Annotated in this window: 13 protein-coding genes; 7 read left to right on the forward strand and 6 right to left on the reverse strand. The window is 32.2% G+C overall.

The genetic code is table 11. From position 1 onward, the window contains the following. Window positions 1-75: 75 nt before the first annotated feature. From tgt to ABD939_RS12535, 6 genes are all read left to right on the forward strand, one after another. Window positions 76-1,206 carry a tRNA guanosine(34) transglycosylase Tgt gene (gene tgt / locus ABD939_RS12510; RefSeq protein ID WP_345169166.1) on the forward strand — a complete coding sequence of 377 codons (1,131 nt, stop codon included), beginning with the start codon at window positions 76-78 and terminating at the stop codon, window positions 1,204-1,206. Further along, window positions 1,207-2,289: an LptF/LptG family permease gene (locus ABD939_RS12515; protein ID WP_345169171.1), complete on the forward strand. Its 1,083-nt coding sequence runs from the start codon at window positions 1,207-1,209 to the stop codon at window positions 2,287-2,289. Next, window positions 2,276-3,172, forward strand: coding sequence for a DMT family transporter (locus ABD939_RS12520; RefSeq protein ID WP_345169174.1), 897 nt, complete (start codon window positions 2,276-2,278; stop codon window positions 3,170-3,172). The genes ABD939_RS12515 and ABD939_RS12520 overlap by 14 nt, the downstream gene beginning before the upstream one ends. 71 nt (window positions 3,173-3,243) lie before the next feature. Beyond that, on the forward strand, window positions 3,244-4,197 hold the full coding sequence (locus ABD939_RS12525) for an acetyl-CoA carboxylase carboxyltransferase subunit alpha (RefSeq protein WP_345169177.1): 954 nt from the start codon (window positions 3,244-3,246) through the stop codon (window positions 4,195-4,197). Window positions 4,198-4,365: 168 nt separating this feature from the next. Then, window positions 4,366-5,904, forward strand: a complete 1,539-nt coding sequence (dnaB, locus tag ABD939_RS12530; protein ID WP_345169180.1) for a replicative DNA helicase — start codon at window positions 4,366-4,368, stop codon at window positions 5,902-5,904. A 133-nt stretch (window positions 5,905-6,037) separates the two neighbouring features. After that, window positions 6,038-7,222, forward strand: a complete 1,185-nt coding sequence (locus ABD939_RS12535; protein WP_425550290.1) for an asparagine synthetase B — start codon at window positions 6,038-6,040, stop codon at window positions 7,220-7,222. Here the strand turns inward: ABD939_RS12535 and ABD939_RS12540 are convergent, their stop codons facing one another. After that, window positions 7,223-7,660, reverse strand: coding sequence for a hypothetical protein (locus ABD939_RS12540; protein WP_345169185.1), 438 nt, complete (start codon window positions 7,658-7,660; stop codon window positions 7,223-7,225). 81 nt (window positions 7,661-7,741) lie between these two features. Here ABD939_RS12540 and ABD939_RS12545 point away from each other — a divergent pair, with 81 nt between their 5' ends. Further along, complete coding sequence (locus ABD939_RS12545) at window positions 7,742-8,164, forward strand: secondary thiamine-phosphate synthase enzyme YjbQ (protein WP_345169188.1); 423 nt, start codon at window positions 7,742-7,744, stop codon at window positions 8,162-8,164. A 53-nt stretch (window positions 8,165-8,217) separates the two neighbouring features. Here ABD939_RS12545 and ABD939_RS12550 read toward each other — a convergent pair whose 3' ends face one another. The 5 genes from ABD939_RS12550 to thrS all read right to left on the reverse strand — a co-directional run bounded on the left by ABD939_RS12550 (window position 8,218) and on the right by thrS (window position 12,427). Continuing rightward, entirely contained in the window at window positions 8,218-8,787 is a 570-nt protein-coding gene (locus ABD939_RS12550; protein WP_345169191.1) for a hypothetical protein, read from the reverse strand. Window positions 8,788-9,117: 330 nt separating this feature from the next. Then, window positions 9,118-9,462, reverse strand: coding sequence for a 50S ribosomal protein L20 (gene rplT, locus ABD939_RS12555; RefSeq protein WP_109351006.1), 345 nt, complete (start codon window positions 9,460-9,462; stop codon window positions 9,118-9,120). Window positions 9,463-9,644: 182 nt separating this feature from the next. After that, the gene (gene rpmI / locus ABD939_RS12560; RefSeq protein ID WP_345169198.1) at window positions 9,645-9,842 is read right to left on the reverse strand and encodes a 50S ribosomal protein L35; all 198 of its coding nucleotides are present in this window, start codon (window positions 9,840-9,842) and stop codon (window positions 9,645-9,647) included. A gap of 62 nt (window positions 9,843-9,904) precedes the next feature. After that, window positions 9,905-10,450 carry a translation initiation factor IF-3 gene (infC, locus tag ABD939_RS12565; protein ID WP_345169204.1) on the reverse strand — a complete coding sequence of 182 codons (546 nt, stop codon included), beginning with the start codon at window positions 10,448-10,450 and terminating at the stop codon, window positions 9,905-9,907. 42 nt (window positions 10,451-10,492) lie between these two features. Further along, on the reverse strand, window positions 10,493-12,427 hold the full coding sequence (gene thrS / locus ABD939_RS12570) for a threonine--tRNA ligase (protein ID WP_345169201.1): 1,935 nt from the start codon (window positions 12,425-12,427) through the stop codon (window positions 10,493-10,495). Window positions 12,428-12,916: the final 489 nt, after the last annotated feature.

The raw sequence follows: 12,916 nt of genomic DNA on the forward strand, positions 1-12,916 counted from the left end.
CTTCTATAATTCTTGTTAAAAAGAATTCAGAAATTAAAAAAATATGTAGGTTTGCCAACTTATAAGGATAGATTGATGAAATTTGAATTAAAAGCACAAGATTCCCAAAGTAAAGCTAGGGCAGGAAAAATTACCACAGATCATGGTGTAATTGAAACACCTATTTTTATGCCAGTTGGAACAGTAGCTACTGTAAAAGGAGTTCATCAACGAGAATTGAAAGATGATATTAACCCCGATATTATTCTAGGAAACACATACCATTTATATCTAAGACCTCAAACACATGTTTTAGAAAAATCTGGAGGGCTGCATAAATTCATGAATTGGGATAGAAATATTTTAACCGATTCTGGCGGATATCAAGTGTATTCACTTTCTGCTAATAGAAAAATAAAGGAAGAGGGCGTTAAGTTTAAATCTCATATAGATGGTAGTTACCATACATTTACTCCTGAAAATGTTATGGAAATTCAACGAACCATTGGCGCAGATATTATCATGGCTTTTGATGAATGCACACCATATCCTTGCGACTATAATTATGCTAAACGTTCTATGCATATGACGCATCGTTGGTTAGATAGATGTATAAATCATTTAGATAAAACCCCTTTAAAATATAATTATAATCAAGCATTTTTTCCTATTGTACAAGGGAGCACTTATAAAGATTTACGAAAACAATCTGCAGAATATATAGCAAATTCAGGTGCGGTTGGTAATGCAATTGGAGGTTTATCTGTTGGCGAACCTGCAGAAGAAATGTATGCCATGACAGATGTGGTATGTTCAATTTTACCAGAAGACAAACCAAGATATTTGATGGGAGTTGGTACACCAATCAATATTTTAGAAAATATAGCGTTAGGAGTAGATATGTTTGATTGTGTAATGCCTACGCGTAATGCAAGAAACGGTATGTTATTTACAGCATATGGAACTATTAATATTAAAAATTTAAAATGGGCAGAAGATTTTTCACCTATTGACGATATGGGAATTACTTTTGTAGATACAGAGTATAGTAAGGCTTACTTAAGACACTTGTTTACAGTTAACGAGTTGTTAGGTAAACAAATAGCAACAATACATAATCTTGGGTTTTATTTATGGTTGGTTCGAGAAGCCAGAAAACATATATTAGCAGGAGATTTTAAAATTTGGAAAGACAAAATGGTAAAACAAATGAATAATCGTTTATAGGTGAAAATTTTAGATTGGTACATATTAAAGCGTTATCTGTTTACATTCACCATGTTATTGCTGTTGTTTATTCCAATTATGATAACAGTCCACTTAGCTGAAAAAATAGGAAAAATCCTTGAAAATGAAGTTCCTTTCAGTGAAGTTATGTTATATCTTTTAGACTTCACTATTTACTTTAGCTACCTACTTTTTCCGCTATTTTTATTTATATCTGTTATTTGGTTTACCTCCAAATTAGCTAATAATACTGAGGTTATTGCCTTTTTAAGTTCAGGAGTATCTTTTACTAGATTTTTAAAACCCTATTTAATAGGAGCCTCAATAGTCGCTATTTTTTCAATAATTCTTGGTTTGTATTTGGCACCAAAAGCAAGCGAAGGGTTTAATAATTTTAGTTATAAATATTTAAAAAAAGGAAGAAAAGCAGTTCAAAACGTTAATGTTTTCAGACAAATTAATGATAATGAAATTATATATGTAAGTAGTTTTGACGTTAAAAATAACAGAGGAAGTAATTTTACTTTAGAGCACTTTGATAAGAACGAATTAGTATATAAAATATCTGCTGATAACATTAAATACATAGAAGAAGATTCAACCTCATTTTACCAATTAACAAATTATACAAAACGAGTAGTTGGTAAAAATGAAGATATTTTAGTTAAAGAAAGGAAGAAAGACACACTTTTTGATTTTAAAGTTGATGACTTAATCCCCGTAATTTATGCAGCTGAAACAAAAATGTATGGCGATTTAAAACGTTTTATTGCTAAAGAAGAGGCACGTGGTTCATCAAACGTTGGTCGTTTTCAATTAGTATTATACAGAAAATGGAGTTTACCAGTTTCTGTGTTTGTTCTAACTATTATTGCTGTAGCTGTATCTTCTATTAAGAGAAGAGGAGGTATGGGAATTAATTTGGCAATTGGAATTTGTATTGCCATGGTTTTCGTTTTTTTTGATAAAATATTTGGTGTAATGGCAGAACAATCTAATTTTGATCCACTTATTGCAGTGTGGTTTCCTAATATCATTTTTGGTATTTTAGCAGCATACATGCTATATAATGCCAAACGCTAAGCTTAAAAATTATTTACATCTTCATTTTCTGGTTTTTATTGCTGGTTTTACGGCAATTTTAGGAGAACTTATAACCATTAAGGCTATTCCTTTAGTTTGGTTTAGAATGGTAATGGCAGCTATTTTAATGTTTGTTTATATCAAAATAGCAAAAGTAAAATTACGAATTAAACCAAAATCCGTTTTAAGACTTTCTATAGCTGGAATCATTATTGCTTTACATTGGATTACGTTTTTTGCTGCAATAGATGAGGCAAATATATCTATCGCTTTAGCAATGTTTTCTACAGGTGCTTTTTTTGCGTCTTTTATTGAACCTATAATTTATAAACGGACTATTATTTGGTACGAAATTCTTTTTGGGGTTATAGTTATTATTGGTGTTTTTATAATTACACAAAGCGAAATAAAATATATTACAGGTATTATTTTAGGGATTTCTTCAGCGTTTCTTTCATCATTATTTGCGGTATTAAATGGTAAGTTTTTAAAGCATCATACGGCAACAGTTATATCTTTCTATGAGTTTTTAAGTGGTGTTTTATTTATATCAATTTACATTCTCATTTTTGAAAATGGCTTTTCGGCTGAGTTTTTTAATTTATCATCATTGGATTATGGTTACCTTTTTATTTTGGCATCAATTTGTACAGCATATGCTTTTATAGCAGCAGTTTATGTTATGAAGCTAATAAGCCCTTATACAGTAGTTTTAACTTACAATTTAGAGCCTATTTATGGAATTGTCATGGCAATAATTCTATTTCCTGAAAAAGAAAAAATGAGCGCATCATTTTATTACGGAGCAGTTATTATTATTTCAACAGTACTTTTAAATGGTATATTGAAAAATATCAGATTTTTAAAAAGAAAAGGTTCTTAGTATACTATCAAATTAAAGTTTTTATATTTGTAACCTAACCAACAATTAAACCGATATCAAATAAAATTCTTATGGAATATTTAGAATTTGAACTCCCTATAAAAGAACTTGAAGATCAACTCCAGAAATGTAAAATTATTGGAGAGGAGAGTGAAGTAGATGTTACCGAAACATGTGCTCAAATAGAAAAAAAGCTCAAAGCTGCACAAAAAGATATATATAAAAACTTAACACCATGGCAGCGTGTACAAATGTCTCGCCATCCAGAAAGACCTTATACCTTAGATTATATTAAAGCGCTTTGTGGTGATTCTTTTTTAGAATTACATGGCGATAGAAGTTTTAAAGACGATAAGGCCATGATTGGTGGTTTAGGTAAAATTGGAGACCAAACATATATGTTTATTGGTCAACAAAAAGGATATAATACCAAAACGCGACAGTATAGGAATTTTGGAATGGCAAATCCAGAAGGTTATAGAAAAGCGTTACGTTTAATGAAATCTGCTGAAAAATTTGGAATTCCGGTAGTGACGCTTTTAGATACACCCGGAGCATATCCAGGATTAGAAGCAGAAGAACGTGGGCAAGGAGAGGCCATTGCTAGAAATATCTTAGAAATGACGCGTCTAAAAGTACCAATTATTACTATTGTTGTAGGTGAAGGAGCTTCAGGAGGAGCATTAGGTATAGGAGTAGGTGATAAGGTACTTATGTTGGAAAACACATGGTATTCTGTTATTTCACCAGAATCATGTTCATCAATATTATGGCGTAGTTGGGAATATAAAGAACAAGCTGCTGAGGCGTTAAAGCTTACCGCTACGGATATGAAAAAATTAAAGCTGGTAGACGAAATAATTAAAGAACCTCTTGGTGGGGCTCACAGAGATAGAGCTAAAACGTTTTCATCGGTAAGTAATGCAATTACTAAATCTTATGAAGCATTTAAAAACTTATCACCAAAAGAATTAGTGTCTCAGCGTATGGAGAAATATGCACAAATGGGTGTTTTTAAAGGCTAATCCATTTATAATCATATCATAGTAAAATCTGAAGTATTTAACTTCAGATTTTTTTATGCTTATTCACAATATTTAAGAGTTATTAACAGTTAAATTGTTAACTACTAGTTAATAATGAAAAAGGTTTAATTATCAATAAACCTTTCTAATTTAATTACTTTCGCAGTTATGAAACAGCCAAACCCAATTCAAGGATATAAAGTAGATAAAAGTACTATTATCAGTCTTGAAAAAGGTAAAATACCTCCTCAAGCAATTGATTTAGAGGAAGTTGTATTGGGGGCTATGATGATTGATAAGAAAGGTGTTGATGAGGTTATTGATATTTTAAGTCCAGATGCCTTCTACAAAGAAGCACATCAACATATTTTTGAGGCCATTTTTCAGTTGTTTGAAAACAGTGAGCCAGTCGACTTATTAACGGTTTCTTCTCAGTTAAAAAAGAATTCAAAGTTAGAGCTTTCTGGAGGTGATTTTTATTTAATTTCTTTAACGCAAAAAGTGTCGTCTTCGGCGCACATAGAGTTTCACGCGCGCATTATTTTACAGAAGTTTATTCAACGAAGTTTAATTAAAATTTCCAGTGAAATAATAGAAGACTCTTATGATGAAACCAAAGATGTTTTCGATTTACTAGACAAAGCAGAATCTAAATTATACGAAGTAACTCAGGGGAATATAAAAAAGTCTAGTGAAACTGCTCAAGACTTAGTAATTCAAGCTAAAAAGAAAATTGAAGAAATTTCGAATAAAGAAGGATTAAGCGGAATTCCAACAGGTTTTAATAAACTAGATAAATTAACCTCGGGTTGGCAGCCATCAGATTTAATTATTGTAGCAGCTCGCCCAGGTATGGGTAAAACTGCTTTAACTTTATCTATGGCTAGAAATATTGCTGTAGATCAAAATATTCCAGTAGCGTTCTTTTCATTAGAGATGGCTTCCGTTCAATTAATAACCCGTTTAATATCAAGTGAAACAGGTTTATCTTCTGAAAAATTAAGAACAGGAAAACTTGAAAAACACGAGTGGGAACAACTTAATGTAAAGGTTAAAGGTTTAGAAAAAGCGCCACTTTTTATCGATGATACGCCATCACTCTCTATATTCGATTTAAGAGCTAAGGCACGTCGTTTGTCATCACAACATGGTATTAAATTGATAATGATTGATTATTTACAATTAATGACAGGAGGGAGTAGCCATGGCGGAAATCGTGAGCAAGAAATATCAATGATTTCTAGAAACTTAAAAGCCTTGGCAAAGGAATTAAATGTTCCAGTAATTGCATTATCGCAGTTATCTCGTGCTGTTGAAACTCGTGGAGGAAGTAAACGTCCATTATTATCAGATTTACGTGAATCTGGTGCGATAGAACAAGATGCAGATATAGTAAGTTTTATTTTTAGACCAGAATATTACAAAATTGATGAATGGGATGATGAGGAACGATCGCCAACAGAAGGGCAAGCAGAGTTTATAGTTGCAAAACACAGAAATGGTGGTTTAGAAAATATTCGTTTAAAATTCATTGGTCATTTAGGTAAATTCGATAATCTTGATGATTTCGATTCGCCTTTCGAGTTTCATTCTAAAATGAATGCTGCTGCTAATGATGACACATTTAAGGCTGATAATTTTAAGGCTAGTCCAGACCAAGCATTCGGTAGTTCATTAAATGAAGAAGATGATGATGTACCGTTTTAAAAATTAAACTCCTGTTAAACTTCATTTAGTAAAATAATTTTTTGATTATCTTTCCATTATGAAGAAGCCCCTATTTATAATTTTATCCTTATTTTTTTCAATTAATTCCTTTGCATCTTACGTATTGGTTCCAATGGATGCTGAAAGCCAAAAAAATCATTTAAAAGCTTATGGCATAACATTTTGGGTACTTAATAAAGAATTGAAAGTTAAGTGGTTACTAAATTATAGAGGTGGATCTTTCTTATTGCCAGATACTGAAGCTATTCAACGAGAGTGCCAAATAAGAGGCGTTTCATTTGAGGTTATTTCAGATTCTAAAACAGAAAGTATTTTAGAAGATATTGCCAGTCCAAGTCAAAATATGGAAGCAGTAATCTTAGAAAAAGCTCCAAAGATTGCAGTTTATACACCTAAGGGAAATTTACCTTGGGATGATGCTGTTACCATGGTGCTTACTTATGCTGAGATTCCCTATGAAACTGTTTACGATGAAGAAGTGTTAAACGATGGTTTGTTATTGTTCGATTGGTTACATCTTCACCATGAGGATTTTACAGGGCAATACGGGAAATTTTATGGAGCTTATAAAGCACAATCATGGTATATAAATGAAAAAAAAGAAGCAGAACAGTTAGCAACTAGACTTGGTTATAGTAAGGTTTCGGAAGAAAAACGAGATGTAGCGATAAAAATTCGTGATTATGTTATTGGTGGAGGTTTCATGTTCGCCATGTGTAGTGCTACTGATAGTTTTGATATTGCTTTATCAGCAGAAGGGATTGATATTTGCGAACCTATGTTTGATGGTGATGGCAGTGACCCAGGCTATCAAAATAAAATAGATTTTAATAAAACTTTTGCTTTTACTAATTATACATTGGAAAGAAATCCTAAAGTTTATGAGTTTTCTTCTATTGATATGACTAGAAAAAGATCGGTATCCAAAACGGTTGATTACTTTTCGCTTATGGACTTTTCTGCTAAATGGGACCCAATACCAACAATGCTTTGCCAAAACCATACAGCGCTAGTTAAAGGTTTTATGGGGCAAACCACTTCTTTTACTAGAGATGAAATAAAATCTAACGTTTTAGTTTTGGGTGAAACCAAAATAAATGGAGAAGCCAAATACATTCATGGAATTAAAGGAAAAGGTTTTTTTACATTTTATGGCGGTCATGACCCTGAAGATTATCAGCATAGAGTAGGAGATGCAAAAACAGAATTAGATTTACATCCAACATCACCTGGATATAGACTTATATTAAATAATGTTTTATTTCCTGCTGCCAGAAAAAAGAAGCAAAAAACGTAATTAATTAGACCTAACAACTCTCTCAAACGTATAAATAAAACCGTCGGCTAATTGGCCTTCAGAAGTATTATTTTCATCAATTATAAAATTAGTTTGCGAAATGGTAAATTCACCTAATTCATTTCCGTTAACAAAAATATAAGAATCTTCACCTTCAGTAACAAAAGAAAATTGATAGGTTCCAGAATCTAATAAATCTTGTTTAGTATCATCAGTATTATTATTTTCAATAGTTAAAGTTTCAGTAGGTTCATCAAAAATCCAAACAACCGTATCTAAGTTAAATTGATCATTTATACCAGCTATACCTCCAGTAGTGCTTATTAAATGCCAAGTAAGGGTAAATTGTTCAAAATTATCATTAGTATCATTATCATTAAGAGAGCAATTTGAAAGAATAAATAAAAAAGATAATGCGATAAAGAAATTACGTTTCATAATTCTCATGGTTTAGATTTGTATATTTTAGATGATAAAACTTTTGAATGGTTGCGTTAAAACTTTAAAAAATAATAGAGAATGAAATTTTTTCAAAAAGAAATAAAACTAAAGCCACATTCACGAGGCTTTCATTTAATTACGAATGAGATTTTGAATGTGATACCTGAAATCACTCAAATTAGTACAGGACAATTACAGGTATTTATTAAACATACATCTGCAAGTTTAACAATTAATGAAAATGCAGATTATACGGTTAGAACTGATTTTGAAAGCCACTTTAACAAAATGGTACCAGAAAACGCTCCATATTATGAGCATACTTACGAAGGCTCTGATGATATGCCAGCGCATATTAAATCATCTTTATTGGGGTCTTCAGTACAAATACCAATTACTAATGGTAAATTAAATTTAGGAATTTGGCAAGGAATATATTTATGCGAGCACAGAAACAATGCAAACAGCAGAAAACTAGTTATTACAGCTTACGGAATTTAAAAAGCCAATTCAATTGAATTGGCTTTTTGGTATATTAGTGAATTATGTGAATTTTACCATTCATCTAATGTGCTTTTTTTATAATATTGAAAATATGTAGCCCAGTTGTTTCCTGGAAAATCACAACCACTAGCCCATGCAGTTTCTTGAGATGAATTTCCTTCATCATTATAATCAACCACAGCATGTGCAGCAATATAACTTCCCTTAGATTTTGGTACTAAATAAGTGATATCTTTAACACAACTTAAATTATCATCTCCATATTCAAAGTGACCATTTTTCGGATTACCACCTCCTCCCATTGGAAAGTCATTAGGAGAACTTACCACAGATAAATGTGTTGAAGTTATACAATAATTATTATTTGTGATTTTATATGTTATTTCGTAGTTAGCTCCATTAGTGATTACTGAAACTTCTCCAACTAGTATATGTTGTCCAGCATATAAATCTGTTTTATATTGTGTTGCGCAATCAGAAAGTAATTCACTATTGTCCTTTGAAGAATCAGATTTTGAGTCAATATCATCAGATAGTGATTCAGTTTCACAACTAAAGCTTACAAATAATAATACAGTTAATGAAAATAATCTTAATAAGTAGGTAAATTGAGGTCTCATGTAATTTGAATTTATTTGATTTAATTCAAACTAATCCGAGGGAAGAAAAGTTAACGATGCAAACATATTTACTATTAGTTGCTTGCAAATAAAAAATAAGTTGAATTGCCATAATACTCGTTAAATAATCAATTTAGATGCATTATTCTATCAAAACACGACTATTTTTTTAGAAATTCTATTGTGAATTTTACATGTATTTAAGTGTTTCACTCCTCTTTTTGCTATAAAAAAAGTTTAACTATTAATAAATTATGCAAAAAAAATCCGATTCTTTCGAATCGGATTTTTTATTAAGCGAATAATATGTTTTACAATAGGCAAAAAGCCTTATTTTACTTTATCAACTACAGCTTTAAAAGCTTCAGGGTTATTCATTGCTAAATCTGCTAAAACCTTACGGTTTAATTCAATATCATTAGCCTTAAGTTTCCCCATAAATTGAGAATAAGATAAACCATGCTCTCTGGCCCCAGCGTTAATACGCGTAATCCATAATGCACGGAATGTTCTCTTTTTGTTTCTACGGTCTCTGTACGAGTATTGCATCGCTTTGTCAACCGCATTTTTTGCTACTGTCCAAACGTTTTTACGTCTTCCAAAGTAACCTTTTGCTTGTTTAAGCACCTTTTTTCTTCTAGCTCTTTTTGCTACAGAATTTACTGATCTTGGCATAATTTTAATTGTTTTTTGTAGTAGGCGGTCTTTACAGTTATTTGTCTTTGGTTATTAGTTTTTGGTCTTGAAACATTAAAGTTTAGATTTGAAACTTTTAACTTTTAACTTTTAACTTTTAACTCTTTTTTTATTTGCCTAACTCCAGGGTTTATAAATTGTTTAACCGATTAAAACAAATGTTACTTTAAACGCATCATTGTTTTAATGTTATCCTCATCTGCTTTAGATACTAAACCATCATGAGTTAACTTAAGCTTACGCTTTTTAGACTTCTTTGTCAAGATGTGACTCTTAAAAGCGTGCTTTCTTTTAATTTTACCAGTACCTGTAAGCTTAAAACGCTTTTTAGCACTAGATTTTGTTTTCATTTTAGGCATTTTGTTTTCCTAGTTTTTAATTATTTCGCTTAATTATCTTTAATTCCTGAATTTCAGGGTAATTACTTTTTTGGAGCAATAAACATCGTCATACGTTTACCTTCTAAACGAGGCATTTGCTCAACTTTTCCAAACTCTTCAAGATCTTGTGCTAAACGTAATAGCAAAATCTGACCCTGCTCTTTAAATATGATAGAACGTCCTTTAAAGAATACAAATGCTTTAAGTTTAGCACCTTCTTTTAAAAACTTCTCAGCATGTTTCTTTTTAAATTCGTAATCATGATCATCAGTATTCGGACCAAATCGAATTTCTTTAATAATAACTTTCGTAGCCTTAGACTTTAAAGCCTTATCACGTTTCTTTTGTTCGTAAAGAAACTTTTTATAATCCATAACCTTACAAACAGGAGGGTCTGCGTTTGGAGAAATCTCTACTAGATCTAACTCTTGTTCGTTTGCTATTCTCATAGCATCACCTTTGGTGTAAATACCAATTTCAACGTTGTCTCCTACAAGACGCAGTTTTTGTGCCGTAATTTTAGAGTTTATCTTATGTTTATCCTCTTGTGAAACCCTTCTAGGTTGATGTCTTCTTCTAATTGCTATGACTTTATGGTTTTAAATTAAACTTATTATTTTAGTTATTTATTAAAATGATTTCAATGTCTTTTTAATATCTTCTTTTATTATTTCAGAGAAAGTATCTACAGAAATCATGCCTAAATCTGCGCCACCGTGTTGTCTTACAGTAATCTTACCTTCTTGTTCTTCTTGCTCACCAATGATAATCATATAAGGGTGTTTCTGTATTTCGGCTTCCCGAATTTTCTTCCCTATAGTCTCATTTCTATGGTCTACAAGGGCGCGAATTTCGTCATTTTCTAGCAAATTTAAAACTTTTTCAGAGTATTTTTCATATTTCTCACTAATTGATAATATTATAGCCTGAACGGGCATTAACCAAAGCGGGAAGTTTCCTCCAGTATGTTCTAATAATAATGCTACAAAACGCTCCATACTTCCAAAAGGTGCACGGTGAATCATTATAGGTCTGTGTAGCTCATTATCACTACCTTTATAAGTTAAGTCAAAACGTTCTGGTAAAGTATAATCTACCTGAATTGTTCCTAGCTGCCAGCGTCTTCCTAAAGCATCTTTTACCATAAAATCTAACTTAGGTCCATAAAAGGCAGCTTCACCTTCTTCAATAACGTAATCTAAGCCTTTATCTTCTGCGGCATTTATAATGGCTTGTTCTGCTTTTTCCCAATTTTCAACATCGCCAATGTATTTTTCAGGATTTTTAGGATCTCTAACAGAAACCTGTGCAGTAAAGTTTTCAAAACCTAACGATCCAAAAACATAAAGTACTAAGTCAATAACATCTTTAAACTCTTTATCCAATTGGTCTGGAGTACAAAATAAATGCGCATCATCTTGAGTAAACCCACGTACACGAGTCAAACCATGCAATTCGCCACTTTGCTCGTATCTATAAACGGTACCAAATTCAGCAAAACGTTTAGGTAAATCTTTATAACTCCATTGTGATGATTTGTAAATTTCACAGTGGTGCGGACAATTCATTGGCTTTAATAAAAACTCCTCATCATCTTTTGGCGTTGTAATAGGTTGAAAACTATCTTCACCATATTTAGCATAATGTCCAGAGGTTACGTATAAATCTTTATGTCCAATGTGTGGTGTAACCACCATTTCATAACCCGCCTTTTTCTGTGCAGCTTTCAAAAAATTCTCTAAACGCTCGCGTAAAGCAGCACCTTTGGGTAACCATAAAGGTAAACCTTGTCCTACTTTTTGTGAAAACGTAAAAAGCTCCAATTCCTTACCAAGTTTGCGGTGGTCTCGTTTTTTAGCCTCCTCAAGCATATGTAAATACTCTGTAAGCTCCTTTTGTTTTGGGAACGAAATTCCATAAACACGAGTTAACTGGGGTTTAGTTTCATCACCACGCCAGTAAGCACCAGCCACACTTAATACTTTTACAGCTTTTATAATTCCCGTGTTAGGGATATGGCCACCACGACATAAATCTGTAAACGTAGAATGGTCACAAAATGTAATGGTACCATCCTCTAAATTTTCAATCAATTCTGTTTTAAACTCATTGTCCTTATATAAAGACAATGCTTCTGCCTTAGAAACCGCTCTCAAATTAAAATCATGCTTACCACGTGCAATCTCTAACATCTTAGTTTCAATGTTCTTAAAGTCCTTTTCAGAAACAGTATGCTCACCAAAATCTACATCATAATAAAATCCATTTTCAATTGCAGGACCAATAGTAAGTTTTGTTCCCGGATACAATTCCTCAATAGCCTGAGCCAATACGTGCGCAGAAGAATGCCAAAAAGCAGTTTTACCAGCATCATCGCGCCATGTAAATAAAACCAACGAGCCATCTGTGGTTAACGGTGTCACAGTTTCTACAGTTGTACCATTAAAACTCGCCGAAATTACATTTCTGGCAAACCCTTCACTAATGCTTTTCGCAACATCCATTGGTGTAACGCCTTCATCAAACGTCTTCACACTACCATCAGGTAAAGTAATATGTATCATAAAATAAATTGAAATTCGCCTGCAAAGATAATAGTATAAACAAACCCACACAATATATATATAAGTATAATTTATTTTTTGGGCGTTACCCGCAAGGGGTCGGGCTATCCGTTACAAGTCCTCGCTCCTCCTGTCGTCGGGCTGTGGGCTATGCACTGCTATCCCTAACGCAGGCTAATCTGCCAAAGTAATTTCTAAACCGTGACACTAGTTTGTGCATACAATATATAACTAACCAAAAGGATGGTTGTATCATAATCGTCTTAATTATAGTTTAAAGAGCACAAAGTCAAACCATACAATTATTTTGTTATTAAATTCGAGCATCTAACTTAGCGTCCAAACGCCTTTGCGTGACAAAACTTTTACATAACACCACGTATTCTCTCTTCAAAAAAAATAAAAACACAAAAAAATCAAAAAAAATCAACCTATAAAACACAGAGAACAAGGTATTTAAATGGGGGAAAAAAAAAGAATAAAAAAAAG

The organism is Algibacter aquimarinus (genome assembly GCF_039543265.1).
Taxonomy (GTDB): Bacteria; Bacteroidota; Bacteroidia; order Flavobacteriales; family Flavobacteriaceae; genus Algibacter_B; species Algibacter_B aquimarinus.

What these genes read in the sequence shown, in the direction of transcription:
- tgt (WP_345169166.1), top strand. Translation starts at nt 76, where the DNA reads ATGAAATTTGAATTAAAAGCACAAGATTCCCAAAGTAAAGCTAGGGCA.
- ABD939_RS12520 (WP_345169174.1), top strand. Translation starts at nt 2,276, where the DNA reads ATGCCAAACGCTAAGCTTAAAAATTATTTACATCTTCATTTTCTGGTT.
- ABD939_RS12525 (WP_345169177.1), top strand. Translation starts at nt 3,244, where the DNA reads ATGGAATATTTAGAATTTGAACTCCCTATAAAAGAACTTGAAGATCAA.
- dnaB (WP_345169180.1), top strand. Translation starts at nt 4,366, where the DNA reads ATGAAACAGCCAAACCCAATTCAAGGATATAAAGTAGATAAAAGTACT.
- ABD939_RS12535 (WP_425550290.1), top strand. Translation starts at nt 6,038, where the DNA reads ATGGATGCTGAAAGCCAAAAAAATCATTTAAAAGCTTATGGCATAACA.
- ABD939_RS12540 (WP_345169185.1), bottom strand. Translation starts at nt 7,660, where the DNA reads ATGAAACGTAATTTCTTTATCGCATTATCTTTTTTATTTATTCTTTCA.
- ABD939_RS12545 (WP_345169188.1), top strand. Translation starts at nt 7,742, where the DNA reads ATGAAATTTTTTCAAAAAGAAATAAAACTAAAGCCACATTCACGAGGC.
- ABD939_RS12550 (WP_345169191.1), bottom strand. Translation starts at nt 8,787, where the DNA reads ATGAGACCTCAATTTACCTACTTATTAAGATTATTTTCATTAACTGTA.
- rplT (WP_109351006.1), bottom strand. Translation starts at nt 9,462, where the DNA reads ATGCCAAGATCAGTAAATTCTGTAGCAAAAAGAGCTAGAAGAAAAAAG.
- rpmI (WP_345169198.1), bottom strand. Translation starts at nt 9,842, where the DNA reads ATGCCTAAAATGAAAACAAAATCTAGTGCTAAAAAGCGTTTTAAGCTT.
- thrS (WP_345169201.1), bottom strand. Translation starts at nt 12,427, where the DNA reads ATGATACATATTACTTTACCTGATGGTAGTGTGAAGACGTTTGATGAA.